The organism is Pseudomonas sp. RA_5y_Pfl1_P24 (assembly GCF_963970945.1).
In the GTDB taxonomy this organism is placed as follows: Bacteria; Pseudomonadota; Gammaproteobacteria; order Pseudomonadales; family Pseudomonadaceae; genus Aquipseudomonas; species Aquipseudomonas tritici.
Window position 1 is genome coordinate 179,377 of the sequence record NZ_CAXAOJ010000007.1, and the last position, 16,418, is coordinate 195,794.

The following is a 16,418-nucleotide window of genomic DNA, read 5'->3' on the forward strand; positions in this document are numbered from 1 at the left end:
GCTGCGCCTTACCCGACAATGATGAGGCCCGCATGAGTGACATCCTCGCAGACAGCTTAGATGGCGTAGAACGCCGGTCGCTGGCTGACTTCACCGAAAATGCCTACCTCAACTACTCCATGTACGTGATCATGGACCGTGCCTTGCCGCATATCGGCGACGGCCTGAAGCCCGTCCAACGGCGCATCATCTACGCCATGAGTGAGTTGGGCCTGGATGCCGATTCCAAGCACAAGAAGTCGGCGCGTACCGTCGGTGACGTGCTCGGTAAGTTCCACCCCCACGGCGATTCGGCGTGCTACGAAGCCATGGTGCTGATGGCCCAGCCGTTCAGCTACCGCTACACCCTGGTGGACGGCCAGGGTAACTGGGGTGCGCCGGATGATCCCAAGTCCTTTGCCGCCATGCGTTACACCGAGGCGCGCCTGTCGCGTTATTCGCAAGTGTTGCTCAGCGAGCTGGGCCAGGGCACTGCAGACTGGGGTCCGAACTTTGACGGTACCCTCGACGAACCGCTGGTGTTGCCGGCACGTTTGCCGAATATCCTGCTCAACGGCACCACCGGTATTGCGGTCGGCATGGCGACCGATGTGCCGCCGCACAACCTGCGCGAAGTTGCCACGGCCTGCGTGCGTTTGCTCGATGAGCCGAAAGCCACGGTCGAACAGCTCTGCGAGCATATCCAGGGCCCGGACTACCCGACCGAAGCGGAAATCATCACGCCGCGTGCCGACCTGCTGAAGATGTACGAAACCGGCAAAGGCTCGGTGCGCATGCGCGCCGTGTACCACATTGAAGACGGCGACATTATTGTCACCGCGCTGCCGCACCAGGTGTCGGGCGCCAAGGTGCTGGAGCAGATCGCCGCGTTGATGCAGGCGAAACCGTCGAAACTGCCGCAGGTTGCCGACCTGCGTGACGAGTCTGACCACGAAAACCCATGCCGCATCGTGATCATCCCGACCAATAGCCGGGTCGACCACGAAGTGCTGATGCAGCACCTGTTCGCCAGCACGGACCTGGAGTCGAGCTATCGGGTCAACGTCAACATCATTGGCCTGGATGGCAAGCCGCAGCTGAAAAACCTGCGCAATCTGCTGGTGGAATGGCTGGAATTCCGCGTCAACACTGTGCGCCGCCGCCTGCAATTCCGCCTGGATAAGGTCGAGCGCCGCCTGCACTTGTTGGACGGCTTGCTGATCGCCTACCTCAACCTGGATGAAGTGATCCACATCATCCGCACCGCCGAGCACCCGAAAGCCGAGTTGATCGCGCGTTTCGAGCTGAGCGAGATCCAGGCTGACTACATCCTCGACACCCGCTTGCGCCAGTTGGCGCGACTGGAAGAAATGAAGCTGCGCGACGAACAAGACGCGCTGCTCAAGGAACAAGCCAAGCTGCAAGCGCTGCTTGGCAGTGAAGCCAAGCTGAAGAAACTGGTGCGCAGCGAGCTGATCAAAGACGCCGAAACCTATGGCGACGACCGCCGTTCGCCGATCGTGCAACGCGCCGAAGCGAAGGCTCTGACAGAGACCGAGCTGCTGCCGAACGAGAAAATCACCGTCGTTCTGTCGGAAAAGGGTTGGGTTCGCTCTGCCAAGGGGCATGATATCGACGCCACTGGTTTGTCGTACAAGGCTGGCGACGGGTTCAAGACCGCTGCGGCCGGGCGTTCCAACCAGTTTGCGGTGTTTATCGATTCCACCGGGCGCAGTTATTCGGTGCCGGCCCACACCTTGCCATCCGCACGGGGGCAGGGCGAGCCGTTGACTGGGCGCCTTACACCGCCGCCTGGGGCGAATTTCGAGTGCGTGCTGCTGCCGGACGACGATGCGCTATACGTGATTGCGTCTGACGCGGGTTACGGTTTTGTGGTCAAGGGTGAAGACCTGCAGGCCAAGAACAAGGCGGGCAAGGCCCTGCTGAACCTGCCGAACAACGCCAAGGTGATCCTCCCGCGGCCGGTGGACGACCGCGAGAGCAACTGGCTGGCGTCGGTCACTACCGAAGGGCGCTTGCTGGTGTTCAAGATCAGCGACCTGCCGCAACTGGGTAAAGGCAAGGGCAACAAGATTATTGGTATCCCCGGCGAGCGGGTTGCCAGCCGCGAAGAGTACGTGACCGACATTGCTGTCATACCAGAAGGCTCCACGCTGGTGCTGCAAGCCGGTAAACGCACCCTGTCGCTGCGCCCTGACGACCTTGAACATTACAAGGGCGAGCGCGGTCGTCGTGGTAACAAATTGCCACGTGGCTTCCAGCGAGTGGATGCTTTATTGGTGGAAACGCCTGTTTAAGGCGGTTTAGAGCCCTCGATCTACGATTTAAAGCGTAGATCGACGCTTTGGCGCTGGAGTCATGGCGCATATTCACGGATGATATGGCCTTTCCAGCGCCGGCGTGGCCGAGCGTGTTTAGGTTATTTTTAGTATTACATTGTGGTTCGCCTTGTGGCAGCCACCTGGATGGGATGATGACTGCTCCACGCCTTCCTTTTATTTTCGTGCTCGCTGGCCTTTTGGGGTTGGCGGGTTGCAGCACACATCAGCCTGTGTCGCTGTACCAACTGGACAGCGGAAGTCCGGCTCAGCCAGCACAGAGCGCTGGCCTGGCCGTTTTGTTGGGGCCGGTGGTCGTAGCCGACTACCTGCAACGCGAAACACTGCTGCAACGTCAAAACGACGGCAGCCTGCGAGGTTCCACCGATGGTCGCTGGGCGGGCAGTTTGTCCTCCGACATCAGCCAATTGATGCTGCGCCAGGTGGCGGGGCATTTGGATAGCCAGCGTGTTGTACTCGCGCCTGCGCCCACCGGTTTTAGCCCGGATGTGCAGGTGTTGCTGACTATTACCCGGCTTGACTCTGGTACATCGCAACCGGCGATCCTCGATGCGCAATGGCGCTTGATCGACCGTCGTGGCCAGGTGCGCGATAACCGCATCGTGCATCTGCAGGAAGAACACGCCGGCACCACTGCGTCCCAGGTCCAGGCCCAGGGTGTGCTGCTGCAGCATCTGGCGCAGCAATTGTCGGTGGCGCTCAAGCCGTTGGCCAACCAGCCGCCGATCGCCGAGGCACCCCGCAAGCAAAGTGCCCCGGCACAGGCCAAACCGGCAGAGCCGCAGAAGCCGAAGATGCCGATGGCGGTGCCGATTCGTACAGATATGGAAGTGTTCAGGTTCTGATCTGAATCGCGCACAAACAAAAGGCCCGCTGACTCAGCGGGCCTTTTGTTTGTACACGATTTGACTGAGCGCGTTAGTTCTTGGTGCGGGTCTCGTGCATCCGCGCCAACTGCCGCTCCAGCATCGACGGATACGGCTCCATCAACCGCTCCACGCAGCTGGCGCCCTCTGGGCTGGCAATCGGGCGGATGCGTGCGCGTTGGCGGATCAGCGTGTCTTCGCTGATCTTGCGCTCCACCAGCAGCAAATTGCGGCTATGTTGCGATAAGGCCAAGGCGTCCTGGGCGATCTCGGTCAGCAACAGGTCGATCTGGCTCATGCCGAACAGGTCGTCGCCTACGGTCAGGCCCAGTTGCAATTGCAGGGTAATGCCGCTGTCAGCCACTTCGATTTGCAGGGCGTGGCCCAGGGCGCGCAGCAGTTCACCGCAGCAGATAGCGTTGGTCAGGTAGTCCTCGCCGCTGTCTTCGCTGTGGAACAACATCAGCGTGCTGCCATCGTTCAGGGTGTGCAGTTCGCTCTGGTACAGCGAAGCGGCCTGGTCGAGACAGTCACGGTAGCGTTCCAGCAATTCGGTCAGGCGCGCACGGGGCAGGCGACGCAGTTGGTCCTGCGCACCCAGTTGCACAGCCAGTACGGCGCTGTACTGGGGTTCCTTGCTCTTGATCGGGGCCGGTTTTGGCGCCATGGCCGGGGCGCTTGCCGAGGTGTCGCGCAGGTCGGCGAACGGGTCTTCGTCGTCCAGATCGTCTTCTTCAGCTTTGAACGCGCGGCGGGTGGCAGGCTTCAAGCCCGCTACCGGAGCGTCTTGCACTTCAAATTCGGGCTCGTCGTCGTAGTCCGTATCGTCGAACTCAGGCTCAGGTTCAACCTCACGCACTATCGGTTCCGGGGCGAAGCTGGCGTGCAGTTGGCGGGCCAGGTCGCCGATTTCATCCTGGCGATCAGTGGCCGGGGTGTTTTCATCGATGTCCCGCAGCCAGATGCGCAGTTGCATCAGCGGCGTAGAGATGTGCCGGCCCAGGCGCAGGCTCAACGCCAGGGCCAATGCCAGCAGGATCGCGCTGAGGATGCCCATGCTTTGCAGGCTGATGGTCATCGGCTGCTGGAATTGCTGCATGTCCAGGCTGATGCGCAGTTGGCCGGCCTTTACATCCTGAAACGTGATATTGCTCTGGTAGAGCCCTTCGGCTTCACCCAGCAGGCCGTTTTTCGGGCGTTGCCCCGCTTCGGCCATGATCCGGTTGTCCACGCTATAGATGGCCGCATGGGCCACCAGCGGGTTTTTGGTCAGGTTGTTGAGCAGCACGTTGAGGCTGAGGATGTCGTTGGACACCAGCAGCTCAGTCGCCGAGGTCGCGGTCTGGGTGGTCAGGCTCTCGCCCAGGGCGTCGGCTTGCTCGTGCATGGCCTGTTTGAACTGCAAACCCATCACGCAGGCGTAGATCACCAGGGCCAGGGCGACCAGGATCACGTTATGGCTGGCGATGCGTAATGCGATCGGTACACGGCGGTGGCGCAGTGCCCGGAAGATCAGCAGGAAGAAGTTATCGGGTTTTACTGGCGTGGGCCGGTTCACTTGCGCTCGGCTCTTGGTCCGTGAAGTTGACGCGCAGTATAGCGACAGCCCTAGGACCGGCAAAGCGCTGGCTGTGCCCGATGGTCACTGAAAGTGGGTAGAATGCGGTTTTTTTCCAGCCTGGGGGTGCGCCTTGCGCGAAATTGTCCTGATTAACATCACGGGGGAAGACCGCCCAGGTCTGACCGCAGCCATTACCGGTGTGCTGGCCCAGGGTGGTGTGAACATTCTCGACATCGGCCAAGCGGTCATCCACGACACCTTGTCGTTCGGCATTCTGGTTGAGATCCCGAGCACTGAACAGGCGTCATCGGTACTCAAGGACATCCTGTTTACGGCGTACAAGCTGGATCAACAGGTGCGTTTCACCCCAGTGTCCGAAGCCGATTACCAGCAGTGGGTGGCCGGCCAGGGCAAAAAGCGCCACATCGTGACCCTGTTGACCCGCAAGGTCACCGCTGAGCAATTGCAGCGTGTCAGCTCGATCACTGCGCAGTATGGTTTGAATATCGACCATATCGACCGTTTGTCGGGTCGCATGCCGCTGGACACGCCCGCTGACAAGGGCAAGGGCTGCATCGAGTTCTCCGTACGCGGTGAGCCAGCCGACCCGCAAGCTCTGCGCGCCGAGTTTCTCAGCGTGGCGCAGGAACTGAACGTGGATATCGCTTTCCAGGAAGACTCATTGTTCCGCCGCAACCGTCGCCTGGCGGTGTTCGACATGGATTCCACGCTGATCGAAGCCGAAGTTATCGACGAGTTGGCCAAGGCTGCTGGCGTCGGCGAGCAGGTGTCGGAAATTACCGAGCGCGCCATGGCCGGTGAACTCGACTTCCGCGCCAGCTTCAAGGAGCGCTTGGCGCTGCTCAAAGGTCTGGACGTCAGCGTGCTGGACTCCATCGGTGCGTCCCTGCGCCTGACCGAAGGCGCAGAAACCCTGTTCGCCGAACTCAAGCGCCTGGGCTACAAGACCGCCATCCTGTCGGGTGGCTTCACTTACTTCGCTAAGCAATTGCAGGCCAAGCTGGGCATCGACTACGTGTTCGCCAACGAGTTGGAAGTGGTGGATGGCAAGGTGACTGGCGTGGCCGTGGAGCCGATTGTCGACGCACAGCGCAAGGCAGATCTGCTGAAGGAGCTGGCTCACAAGGAAGGTTTGCGTCTGGAGCAGACCATTGCGGTGGGCGATGGGGCGAATGACTTGCCGATGCTGGCGATTGCCGGGTTAGGTGTGGCGTTCCGCGCCAAGCCGTTGGTGAAGCAGTCGGCGAAGCAGGCGATTTCGACCCTGGGGTTGGATGGGGTGTTGTATCTGCTGGGCTTCCGCGATCGCGACGGTCAGCTGTAACTGAATAAATGCGGTAGAAAATGTGGGAGCGGGTTTGCTCCCACATTGGGTTTTTTGTCAGACTTTAGGTGCAGCGATGCCTTGGCCCATCTGCACCGGCGTACCTGCCACCAGCTCTTGCGCCCACTTCACCTGATCCGGCCCAAACAGCACAATCGCCGTCGACCCCAGTTTGAAGCGGCCCAGCTCCGCACCTTTTTCCAGGTGGATCGGCGCGCGCGCAGCTTCGTCATAACGGAAGGTTTTCAGCTCACGCTTCGGCGGCGTCACTAAGCCGGCCCACACGGTTTCAATGGACGCCACAATCATCGCGCCCACCAGAACCACGGCCATCGGGCCGCGTTCGGTGTCGAAAATGCAGGCAACACGTTCGTTACGTGCAAACAGCTCTGGTACGTTTTCGGCGGTGGTCTGGTTCACCGAGAAGATACGGCCCGGGATGTAGACCATCTCGCGCAGGGTACCGGCCAGTGGCATGTGCACCCGGTGATAGTCCTTTGGCGACAGGTAGATGGTGGCGAAATCGCCGCCCATGAACGGCGCCGCTACAGCGGCATCGCCGCCCAGCAACTCCAGCACGCTGAAGCTGTGGCCCTTGGCCTGGAACACGCGGCCATGTTCGATCGGGCCGAGCTGGCTGACCGCGCCATCGGCTGGGCTCAACACCGCGCCTGGGGTTTGATCCAGTGGGCGCGCGCCGTCTTTCAGTGCGCGGGTGAAGAAGGCGTTGAAGTGCTCGTAGGCGGTCACGTCTTCAACCAGCGCCTGGGACATGTCCACTTGATAGCGCTTGGCGAACCAGGTGGTGAAGGCATTCTTGAACCAGCGCACGCGGCACTCGGCGATGCAGCCGGCCAGGCGCGATAGCAAGTGGTGTGGCAGCAAGTACTGGCTGAGGATAAACAACTGCTTTTTCATAACTGTCCTTAAACCTTAAATCTCGACGGGGGTGTCGGGGTGGTTACCCCATTCGCCCCAGGAACCGGCATAACCTTTGACTCGCGTATAACCGAGTGCCTTGGCCACCAGGTAGGTGAAGCCAGAGCGGTGGTGAGTCTGGCAGTGGGTGATGATTTCTTTATCTTTGGTCAGTCCGAGGCCTTCGAGGATCTGCGGCATGTCGCGGCGGATACGCAGATTGCGTGTCGGGTCCATGCCAGCAGTCCATTCAAAGTTCACGGCACCGGGGATGTGCCCGCCTTTGGCGGCGAGGACTTTTTCACCGGAATATTCCAGCGGGCCGCGTGCGTCCCATATGCCCAGGTCGGCAGCACCCAGGCGACTTTGCAGGTATTCACGGGTGGCGGTGGGGCCTTCGTGCAGCGTCAGGCTGACCGGGCCGTCGACCGGGGCGGGTACATCGGTGGAGACCGGGCGTTCCTCTTCCAGCCAGGCCAGAAGGCCACCATCCAGGTAGTGGTATTTCTGATGGCCGATCACGTCGAGCATCCAGATGAACCGCCCGGCCCAGCCGCCGCCTTCATCGTCGTAGACCACGTAGGTCGCGTCCGGGGTGTGGCCCAGTTCGCCGAACAGCTTCTCCAGGTCCGCCTTGTTGGGCAGCAGGCCGGGTGCCGGCGCCTGGCCCAATTGGGTACGCTTGGGGTCAACGAAATGCGCGCCGGGGATATGCCCTTCGGCGTAGCGGGCGGCACTGGTGAGGTCCACCAGAATCAGGTGTTCGGCATCCAGTTGACCGAGCAGGTCGCTGGGTTCGATCACCAGCGGCAAGCCAGAGAAGTCAGGCATGTGAGGTCTCCTGGGCACAAATGTAGGCGATATAAAGAGGGCGATTGTAGCGCAAGCATCAGGCGCTGCGGTTGGTAAAGCAGAGCAGGGCTTTCTCGATGCATTGGGCGGTTTTGCCGAAGGCCTGCACGGTGGTTTCCGAGAACGGTCCGCCGCCCTGGTCGGCCACCATCAGCATCACCACCTTGCCATTGCAGCTCAAGGAGCGCAGTAGCAGGTGTTCACCGGTAAACAGGCGGCGCAGGATCGGTGGCAGCAAGGCTGAGAACTGGGCGTGGTTTTCAGGGTTGAGACGCACCTGCGCGGACTTTTCCAGCAGGCGCTGCAGCAGTGTGCTGTTGACCACGTCCAGGCTCAGGTTAGCGGCGTCCTTTGGCAGGCCGTCGACCTGATGCACGCGCAAAGTACTCTGGGCGCGATCAGTCATCAGCAGCATGACCCGTTGCATGCCACTGGCCACCAGGGCCTCCTTGGCGCAGGTGGTCAGGTGCATCGCGTTGGCAAAACGGCTCGGCTCTACCAGCAGTTCTGTACAACGTTTACGCCAGACGGCCAGCGACTCGGCGGTAGGCGGCGGTGCCGGCAGCAGGCCGCGATGAATCTTCTGCACATGCCAGGGCCAGATCAGTGACAGCGCCGGGTGCCACAGGTCGGGCATCAGCGTGCTGCGGGCGCTGGTCACGGCTTGTTGATGGACGTGTTGCTGTAACTCGCCCAGGGGTTGCTGCAGGTATAGCGCAGTGAGGAGCTGCCAGCGCTCGGTGTGCGGGCAGGTCCAGGACTCTTGCGCCGACATCGCCAAGCCGTTGGCCAGCAACACGGTATTGGCCGGCTGGTTCAGCCAGCGGCGCAGGTTGGGTTCGGCGTCGAGCAATTGCTGATGGTGCAGCGGGTCATCTTCGCGGGCGATATGCAACGCCTTGACCAGCAAGCGCTGTTCGCTCAATAGCAGCTTGTAGCCTTGGGAGACCCAAATCGGCAGGTGCCAGGCTTCGGTCAGGCCGACGCACAGGTCCAGCAGGCGCACGCCGAACAATTCCTGCTCGACCTGACGGGCTGGCTGGCCTTTGTGGATAACCCGCAGCTCCCATTCTTCCAGGAGCTTGGGGTAGGCGACCGCCATCGGCCACAGCGGCGATAGAAACAGCAGGCTGCCCCAGTGAATGTCCTGCCACAGTCGTGCCAGGCGGCTGCCAAACAAGCCGTTGGCTTGCTGCGAAGCGTGCTGGCTTATCAACAACAGTTGGCGCAGCGCCACGGGAATCTCGTTGGCGGGCACCGAAGGCAGGCGCGCCAACAGTTCCTCGGCGCGCTTGAGGCCCAGGCGGTTGAGTGCCACTTCGAGGTTTTCCGCCGGTTCCGCCAGGCTGCCATGGGTGTGGCTGTTGGCTTCGCGCATCACGCTGAGCACGAGGGCCGGGCTGTCTTGCATCAGCTCGGCAATATCTCGTAATGAGCTGCGGCTGTCGCGGATGCCTTTGCACACGCGGTCGTGGCTGGCCTGGGGAACAGGCAGCAGCACATCGTCCAGGCGCTTGATCCAAGCGGCGAGAGAAGTAGGTTTTGCAGTTGGGACTGTCGTTTCATTAGCCATGATTGGGGCGCGATCATCACTTGCGGTCAACACGCCCGGAGCGGGCCGAACTGGCTTTTCGCCTTAACGGGCTATAGTCTGGCGCAGTTTTGCCGATAAGAGGAACAAGAGTTTTCAGTTCCCCCCCAATATGTCCATGAACCCGACGGCGCAAGTACTCATCTCCTATGGCTAAAATTATCGGCATCATCGTCGTCATCGCAAGTGTGCTAGGTGGCTACGTCCTGTCCCACGGTAAAATTGCTGCGCTGATCCAGCCCTTCGAAGTGCTGATCATCGGTGGTGCGGCGTTCGGCGCATTCTTGCAGGCGAACCCTGGCTACATGACCATGCACGTGGTCAAGAAATCCCTGAGCATGTTCGGTTCGCGCTTCACCCACACCTTCTACCTGGAGGTATTGGGGCTGGTCTACGAGATCCTCAACAAAAGCCGCCGCGAAGGCATGATGGCCATCGAGGCCGACATCGAAGACGCCTCGGCCAGTCCGATTTTCGCCAAGTACCCGGCCGTGCTCAAAGATGAGCGCATGACCGCCTACATCTGTGACTACCTGCGCATCATGTCCTCCGGCAACATGGCCCCCCATGAGTTGGAAGGCCTGTTCGACATGGAATTGTTCAGCCTTAAAGAAGAGCTGGAGCATCCCTCTCACGCGGTGACAGGCATCGCCGACGGCATGCCGGGTTTTGGTATTGTTGCGGCGGTACTCGGTATTGTTGTGACCATGGCCTCCCTGGGCGAAGGCGACCAGGCAGCCATCGGTATGCACGTGGGTGCGGCGCTGGTAGGTACCTTCTTCGGTATTCTCGCGGCCTACGGCTTCTTCGGCCCGCTGGCCACCTCGCTGGCCCATGACGCCAAGGAAGAAATCAACCTGTACGAATCGATCAAAGCCAGCCTGGTAGCCTCCGCTTCCGGCGTGCCGCCCTCGCTGGCGGTGGAGTTCGGTCGCAAGGTGCTGTACCCGAAACATCGCCCAAGCTTCGCCGAGCTGGAACAAGCGGTTCGCGGTCGCTAAGCCATGGAAAACAGCCAGCCGATAATCATCAAGCGCGTCAAGCGCTTCGCTGCGGGGCACCATGGCGGTGCCTGGAAAATCGCTTTCGCCGACTTTGCGACGGCGATGATGGCGTTCTTTCTGGTGCTGTGGCTGATGTCCACCGCCACCCCCGAACAAAAAATCGCCATCGCCGGCTACTTCAAAGACCCGATTGGTTTCTCGGAAAGCGGCACGCCTTTCGTGATCGACCTGGGCGGTTCCCCGCAGTTGGCGCCTGAGCGCACCATTAACCCAGAGGTCAAGACCGAAGCGCCGCAGGAAAAAATCCCGATCGAGCGCGACACTGTCGAATCCATGGCTGAGCAGGTCGAGCAGGAACGCCTTGGGCTGTTGCTTCAAGAGTTGCAGACCAAGGTTGAGGAAAACCCGCAACTGCTGAAATTCAAGGATCAGATTTCGTTCGAAATCACGCCTGAAGGCCTGCGCATCCAGATCATCGACGCGGCCAACCGGCCGATGTTCGACTCCGGCAGCGCGCGCCTGAAGCCGTACTTTGAAGACATCCTGCTGGCCATGGCCGACACCATCAAAACGGTGCCGAACAAGATCAGCATCAGCGGCCACACCGACGCCCAGCCGTATGCGGTCCAGGGCGACTTCGGCAACTGGGAACTCTCGGCCAATCGCGCCAACGCTGCACGCCGCGTGTTGGTGGCCGGCAGCTACCCGGACCCGCAAGTGGCACGCGTGGTGGGTTTTGCCTCCTCGCAGCTGTTTGATCATCAAGACCCGTTAAACCCGTCCAACCGCCGTATCGATATCGTGGTGCTGACCAAAAAGGCCCAGCGTGCGATTGAAGGTGATCAGCCGCCGGCGCCGCAACCCACCCCAGGCGCAGGTGCGCCGGGTGAAGTACCGGCCGACCCGAACGCCATACCGCCAGGGCAGGAGCCGTTGCCGGCGCATGAGCTGCGTCAGAAGCTGAATTTGTTTGATGATGGTGGCGTGAAGGATCCTACGGTGCCTGGTACGGGTTCGTAGATGTCCACATACAACAAGGCCGCGATGATCGCGGCCTTGTTGTATCTACCTTCGGGGAGCAGTTTAGTGAGTGCTCTGCGGCAGACTCGCAATAATCGACCGATAGCTGTTCATCCGCTGCTGCTGCACACGGCCATCTTCCAGCGCCTTGAGCAGCGCACAGCCTGGCTCGCGGTCGTGTTTGCAGTCGCGGAAGCGGCAGGTGCCGATCAGGTCATTGAATTCGATGAAGCCCGCTTCCACGTCGCTGCGGCTGACGTGGCCGAGGCCGAATTCACGGATGCCTGGGGAGTCGATCAGCTCACCGCCGCCGGGGAAGTGAAACAACCGCGCGGTGGTGGTGGTGTGGGTGCCCTGGCCGGACAGTTCCGACAGCGGGCCCACGCGGGTGTCGACTTCCGGCAACAGGCTGTTGACCAGCGAGGATTTACCCACGCCCGACTGGCCAACGAACACGCTGATGTGCCCGTCCAACTGCTGTTGCAGTTGTTCCATGCCGTTACCGTGATGCGCCGAGACTTCCAGCACCGGGTAACCCAGCGTGCGGTAGACCGCCAGCAGCGCATTTAGCGCCGGGGCATTCTGCTCGTCGATCAGGTCGAATTTGTTCAGCAGCAACAGCGGGCGAATGCCGGCATGTTCGGCTGCTACCAGATAGCGGTCGATCAGGTTGGCATGCGGCTCAGGTAACGGCGCGAACACGATCACGATCATATCGACGTTGGCCGCTACCGGCTTGAGTTGACCACGGCTGTCGGGGCGGCGCAGTTCGGTGTTGCGCGGCAACTGGGCGACGATCACGCCGATGCCCTGGTTGCCGGCACGCCAGACCACTTTGTCGCCGGTGACCAGCGCAGGCAGGTTGGCGCGCAGGTGGCAGCGGGAGACCGAGCCTGCGAGTTCGCCTTCCAGCGCCTCGACTTCGACCTGCACACCAAAGTGCGCGATCACCAGGCCCGTCTGTTCGGGCCCCAGGTCGCCGCCCTCGAGCGCTTCTACGGCGGAGGATTCACGTTTGGCGGCGCGTGCGGCGCGCTCACCTTGAATCTTTTCGATGCGCCAGTTTTGGCGTCGATTGAGCTGGCGTTTGGCCATTGGTGTTCCGTGTCGATAATGCAAAGGTTTAGGTGAAACGGTCGCGAGTCTAGCACGGCCCTGCCTGCTAAACTGCGCAGCTACGCCAAGGTGCCAAGAGAATCAAGCCATGCAAAACCCACAGAACCTGATTTGGATCGATCTGGAAATGACCGGTCTGAACCCCGACACTGACGTCATCATCGAGATGGCGACCATTGTCACCGACAGCAACCTCAACACCTTGGCCGAAGGTCCGGTGATCGCCATCCACCACAGCGATGCCGTATTGGCCACCATGGATGAGTGGAACACCCGCACTCACGGCAACTCTGGCCTGACCCAGCGCGTGCGCGACAGCCGCATCAGCATGGCCGAAGCCGAAGCTGAAACCATCGCCTTCCTGGAAAAATGGGTGCCGAAGGGCAAGTCGCCGATCTGCGGCAATAGCATCTGCCAGGATCGTCGCTTCCTCTACACGCACATGAAGGCGCTGGAGAGTTACTTCCACTACCGCAACCTGGATGTGTCGACGCTTAAAGAGCTGGCTGCGCGCTGGGCGCCGGAAGTCAAAGACAGCTTCCATAAAGGCAGCACCCACTTGGCGCTGGATGATATTCGCGAGTCGATTGCCGAGTTGCAGCATTACCGTCAGCATTTCATCAAGGCTTGAGTCTGTGGCGCCTGGTCCTGCGATAGGGTCGACTCGGTCTTTCGACTAGTGCCCCCTTTTGGTGCCACCACCAAATGATTAGACTGCCGGCCTAATCGCAAGGATCGCCACCATGCTGCTGATGCTCTACCTCATCGCCATCACCGCCGAAGCCATGACCGGTGCCCTGTCCGCCGGCCGGCGTGGCATGGATTGGTTTGGCGTGGTGCTGATCGCCTGTGTAACGGCGTTGGGCGGTGGCTCGGTGCGCGACGTGTTGCTAGGCCATTATCCGCTGACCTGGGTCAAGCACCCGGAATACCTGGTGCTGACCTCCATCGCGGCGTTAGTGACGATCTTTATTGCGCCGCTGATGCGCCACCTACGCTCGTTGTTCCTGGCGCTGGACGCCGTCGGCCTGGTGGCGTTCACGTTGATCGGTTGTATGACCGCCCTGGAAATGGGCCACGGCATGCTGGTCGCGTCGGTCAGCGGCGTGATTACAGGCGTGTTCGGTGGCATCCTGCGGGACATCTTCTGCAACGACATTCCGTTGATTTTCCGCCGCGAGTTGTACGCCAGCGTGTCGTTCCTCGCCGCCTGGTTTTACCTGCTGTGCCTTTATCTGGATCTGCCCAGCGAACAGGCAATACTCCTGACCCTGTTCAGCGGCTTTCTATTGCGCCTGCTGGCGATCCGTTTTCACTGGGAAATGCCCAAGTTCGTCTACAACGACGACGTGCACTAGCGGGTGGCGTGCTGGTTCAGCGCCCATTCCACATGCTCGCGCACCAGCTCCGACGGGTAGTCCCGCCGCGCCTTAAGGGCTTCCAGTACCGGAATGCTCGACGGCGCGTTGCCCAGGCCCACCGCGAGGTTGCGCAGCCAGCGCTCATAACCGGCGCGACGTAGCGGCGAGCCTTCGGTGCTGCTGAGGAATTTATCCTCGTCCCACATAAACAGCTCGGCCAGTTCTGCGTTATCCAGGTTGTGGCGTGGCTTGAAATCGCTTTCTGCGGTGGCGCGGGCGAAACGATTCCATGGGCAAACGATCTGACAGTCATCGCAGCCGAACACTCGGTTGCCGATCAATGGGCGCAAGTCTTCAGGAATGGCGCTTTTGAGCTCGATGGTCAGGTAGGAAATACAACGCCGCGCGTCCAGCACATAGGGGCCGACAAAGGCGTTGGTGGGGCAGATGTCCAGGCACGCGGTGCAGCGCCCGCAGTGTTCGGTGCTGTGAGGGGCGTCAACCGGTAGCGGCAGGTCGACAAACAGCTCACTCAGGAAGAAGTAGCTGCCGGCCTTGCGATTGAGCACCAGGGTGTTTTTGCCGATCCAGCCCAGGCCAGCTTGCTCGGCGATGGCTTTTTCCAGCACCGGCGCGCTGTCGACAAAGGCACGGAAACCGAAGGGGCCGATCTGCGCCTGGATGCGGTCAGCCAATTGCTGCACGCGCTTGCGAATCAGTTTGTGGTAGTCGCGGCCCAGGGCGTAGCGCGAGATGTAGGCTTTTTCTGGCTGGGCCAGCAGTTGAGCCATCTGCGTATCGCCTGGCAGGTAATCCATGCGCAGCGAGACGACGCGCAACGTGCCCGGCACCAACTCCTCGGGGTGGGAGCGTTTGCTGCCGTGGGCGCCCATGTATTCCATCTCGCCGTGGTAGCCCGCGTCGAGCCAGCGTTGCAGGTGCTGCTCATGCTCGGCCAGGTCCAGGCCGCTGATGCCGACTTGTTGAAAGCCCAGCTCGCGGCCCCAGTCTTTGATTGATTGGGCGAGGGCGGGCAGATCGGAGGTAATGGCGGGCATGAGACACGGGAAACCACAGGTTAGATAGGTATAATTCTGCCAGACATCGGAGCTTGAAGACGCATGCCGCAGACAAAACACGCAATAACCGACGTACAGACCCTGTTGCCCGGCCATTTGCCGCAACTGGCTGCGCGCTCCCCGGACGCCCATAAAGGTCAGTTCGGCCACCTGCTGGTCATTGGCGGTGACCGCGGCTTTGGCGGCGCTGCGCTGTTGAGCGCCGAAAGTGCCTTGCGCAGTGGCGCCGGCATGGTGTCCCTGGCAACGCGCCTGGAGCATGTGCCTGCTGCGTTGGCGCGTTTGCCGGAAGTCATGACCGTGGGGGTCAGCTCGGCTAATCAATTAATGGGCTTGCTGGAAAAGATCTCGGTCATCGTGATCGGGCCAGGGCTCGGAGACGCCTCCTGGGGCAAAAGCCTGCTTTCTGCTGCCGCAAACGCTAAGCAGCCGCAGGTCTGGGACGCCGACGCCTTGAATCAACTCGCCACCGGCACGGTGGCTCTGCCGGCCAACTGCGTGATCACCCCGCATCCAGGGGAGGCCGCGCGCTTGTTGGGCATTTCGACAGCCGAGGTCCAGGCCGATCGCCTTAAGGTGGCGCGCGCGTTGAGCCAGACATTCAACGCAGTGACTATCCTCAAGGGTGCTGGCAGTTTGATTGCCAGCCCAGACGGACGTGTTTCGCGATGTGATCAAGGCCACCCGGCGATGGCAACGGCAGGGCTCGGCGATGTGTTGGCCGGCCTGGTGGGCGCACTGCTGGCCCAGGGCATTCATGCCTATGAAGCAAGCTGCCTGGCCGTCTGGTTGCACGCCACGGCGGGGGACCGTCAGGGTACTTTTGGACGAGGGCTGGCTGCGAGCGATCTGATACCCGCCATTCGTCAATTGTTGGAGGAACAGTCGCCGTGCCTGAAGTAATTCTTTTCCTGGCCGATGAAGACGCCATGGTTGCCTTCGGTCAGCGCATCGCCCAGGTCACGGCCGGTGCCGGGCTGATCTTCCTTGAAGGTGACTTGGGGGCGGGCAAGACCACGTTGTCGCGGGGGATTATTCGCGGTTTGGGTCATGCGGGGGCGGTGAAGAGTCCGACGTTCACCCTGGTCGAGCCCTATGAGATCGGTGCAGTACGCGCCTTCCACTTCGACCTCTATCGCCTGGTAGACCCCGAAGAGCTGGAGTACATGGGCATCCGTGATTACTTCGATGAAGATGCGTTGTGCCTCATTGAGTGGCCAGATAAAGGCACAGGCTTTTTGCCAAAGCCGGACCTGACCATTACCATTACGCCGCATGAGCACGGACGTCAGTTGAAGTTGTTGCCCCAGAGCGCGCGCGGCCAGTCGTGGTGCGCCGCTTTGGCATTGGAATTCAAATAATTGGT

General features: G+C 61.0%; 15 protein-coding genes. 9 read left to right on the forward strand and 6 right to left on the reverse strand.

Annotation, left to right across the window (positions count from 1 at the left end; genetic code table 11):
* Positions 1–32: 32 nt before the first annotated feature.
* Both parC and AACY30_RS13795 read left to right on the forward strand, forming a co-directional pair.
* Positions 33–2,297 carry a DNA topoisomerase IV subunit A gene (parC, locus tag AACY30_RS13790; protein ID WP_339415637.1) on the forward strand — a complete coding sequence of 755 codons (2,265 nt, stop codon included), beginning with the start codon at positions 33–35 and terminating at the stop codon, positions 2,295–2,297.
* 176 nt (positions 2,298–2,473) lie between these two features.
* Complete coding sequence (locus AACY30_RS13795; RefSeq protein WP_339435810.1) at positions 2,474–3,184, forward strand: PqiC family protein; 711 nt, start codon at positions 2,474–2,476, stop codon at positions 3,182–3,184.
* 73 nt (positions 3,185–3,257) lie between these two features.
* Here AACY30_RS13795 and AACY30_RS13800 read toward each other — a convergent pair whose 3' ends face one another.
* A complete protein-coding gene (locus AACY30_RS13800) occupies positions 3,258–4,763 on the reverse strand; it encodes an AhpA/YtjB family protein (protein WP_339469307.1) in 1,506 nt (501 codons plus the stop codon).
* Positions 4,764–4,896: 133 nt separating this feature from the next.
* Between AACY30_RS13800 and serB the strand changes: the two genes are divergently transcribed.
* Complete coding sequence (serB, locus tag AACY30_RS13805) at positions 4,897–6,111, forward strand: phosphoserine phosphatase SerB (protein WP_027604912.1); 1,215 nt, start codon at positions 4,897–4,899, stop codon at positions 6,109–6,111.
* Between the two features lie 57 nt (positions 6,112–6,168).
* Here serB and asd read toward each other — a convergent pair whose 3' ends face one another.
* The 3 genes from asd to AACY30_RS13820 are packed head-to-tail and all read right to left on the reverse strand — an operon-like array spanning position 6,169 to position 9,454.
* Complete coding sequence (asd, locus tag AACY30_RS13810; RefSeq protein ID WP_339540492.1) at positions 6,169–7,029, reverse strand: archaetidylserine decarboxylase; 861 nt, start codon at positions 7,027–7,029, stop codon at positions 6,169–6,171.
* Between the two features lie 15 nt (positions 7,030–7,044).
* A complete protein-coding gene (locus AACY30_RS13815; protein ID WP_339471466.1) occupies positions 7,045–7,860 on the reverse strand; it encodes a rhodanese-like domain-containing protein in 816 nt (271 codons plus the stop codon).
* 58 nt (positions 7,861–7,918) lie between these two features.
* On the reverse strand, positions 7,919–9,454 hold the full coding sequence (locus tag AACY30_RS13820) for an HDOD domain-containing protein (RefSeq protein ID WP_339471467.1): 1,536 nt from the start codon (positions 9,452–9,454) through the stop codon (positions 7,919–7,921).
* A gap of 167 nt (positions 9,455–9,621) precedes the next feature.
* Here AACY30_RS13820 and motA point away from each other — a divergent pair, with 167 nt between their 5' ends.
* Positions 9,622–10,473 carry a flagellar motor stator protein MotA gene (gene motA, locus AACY30_RS13825; protein WP_339471468.1) on the forward strand — a complete coding sequence of 284 codons (852 nt, stop codon included), beginning with the start codon at positions 9,622–9,624 and terminating at the stop codon, positions 10,471–10,473.
* A 3-nt stretch (positions 10,474–10,476) separates the two neighbouring features.
* On the forward strand, positions 10,477–11,496 hold the full coding sequence (motB, locus tag AACY30_RS13830; protein ID WP_339540493.1) for a flagellar motor protein MotB: 1,020 nt from the start codon (positions 10,477–10,479) through the stop codon (positions 11,494–11,496).
* A gap of 63 nt (positions 11,497–11,559) precedes the next feature.
* Here motB and rsgA read toward each other — a convergent pair whose 3' ends face one another.
* Complete coding sequence (gene rsgA / locus AACY30_RS13835; RefSeq protein WP_339415645.1) at positions 11,560–12,591, reverse strand: small ribosomal subunit biogenesis GTPase RsgA; 1,032 nt, start codon at positions 12,589–12,591, stop codon at positions 11,560–11,562.
* A gap of 109 nt (positions 12,592–12,700) precedes the next feature.
* Here rsgA and orn point away from each other — a divergent pair, with 109 nt between their 5' ends.
* Positions 12,701–13,243, forward strand: coding sequence for an oligoribonuclease (gene orn, locus AACY30_RS13840; RefSeq protein ID WP_339471470.1), 543 nt, complete (start codon positions 12,701–12,703; stop codon positions 13,241–13,243).
* Positions 13,244–13,355: 112 nt separating this feature from the next.
* On the forward strand, positions 13,356–13,970 hold the full coding sequence (locus AACY30_RS13845) for a trimeric intracellular cation channel family protein (RefSeq protein ID WP_339540494.1): 615 nt from the start codon (positions 13,356–13,358) through the stop codon (positions 13,968–13,970).
* Here the strand turns inward: AACY30_RS13845 and queG are convergent.
* Positions 13,967–15,031 (reverse strand): tRNA epoxyqueuosine(34) reductase QueG, encoded by a 1,065-nt coding sequence (queG, locus tag AACY30_RS13850; protein WP_049710305.1) that lies wholly within the window; start codon positions 15,029–15,031, stop codon positions 13,967–13,969. The two genes, AACY30_RS13845 and queG, sit on opposite strands and share 4 nt — an antisense overlap.
* Positions 15,032–15,094: 63 nt before the next feature.
* Between queG and AACY30_RS13855 the strand changes: the two genes are divergently transcribed.
* Both AACY30_RS13855 and tsaE read left to right on the forward strand, forming a co-directional pair.
* Positions 15,095–15,955, forward strand: coding sequence for an NAD(P)H-hydrate dehydratase (locus tag AACY30_RS13855; RefSeq protein ID WP_339435814.1), 861 nt, complete (start codon positions 15,095–15,097; stop codon positions 15,953–15,955).
* Positions 15,943–16,413 carry a tRNA (adenosine(37)-N6)-threonylcarbamoyltransferase complex ATPase subunit type 1 TsaE gene (gene tsaE, locus AACY30_RS13860; RefSeq protein ID WP_049710303.1) on the forward strand — a complete coding sequence of 157 codons (471 nt, stop codon included), beginning with the start codon at positions 15,943–15,945 and terminating at the stop codon, positions 16,411–16,413. The genes AACY30_RS13855 and tsaE overlap by 13 nt, the downstream gene beginning before the upstream one ends.
* Positions 16,414–16,418 lie beyond the last annotated feature (5 nt).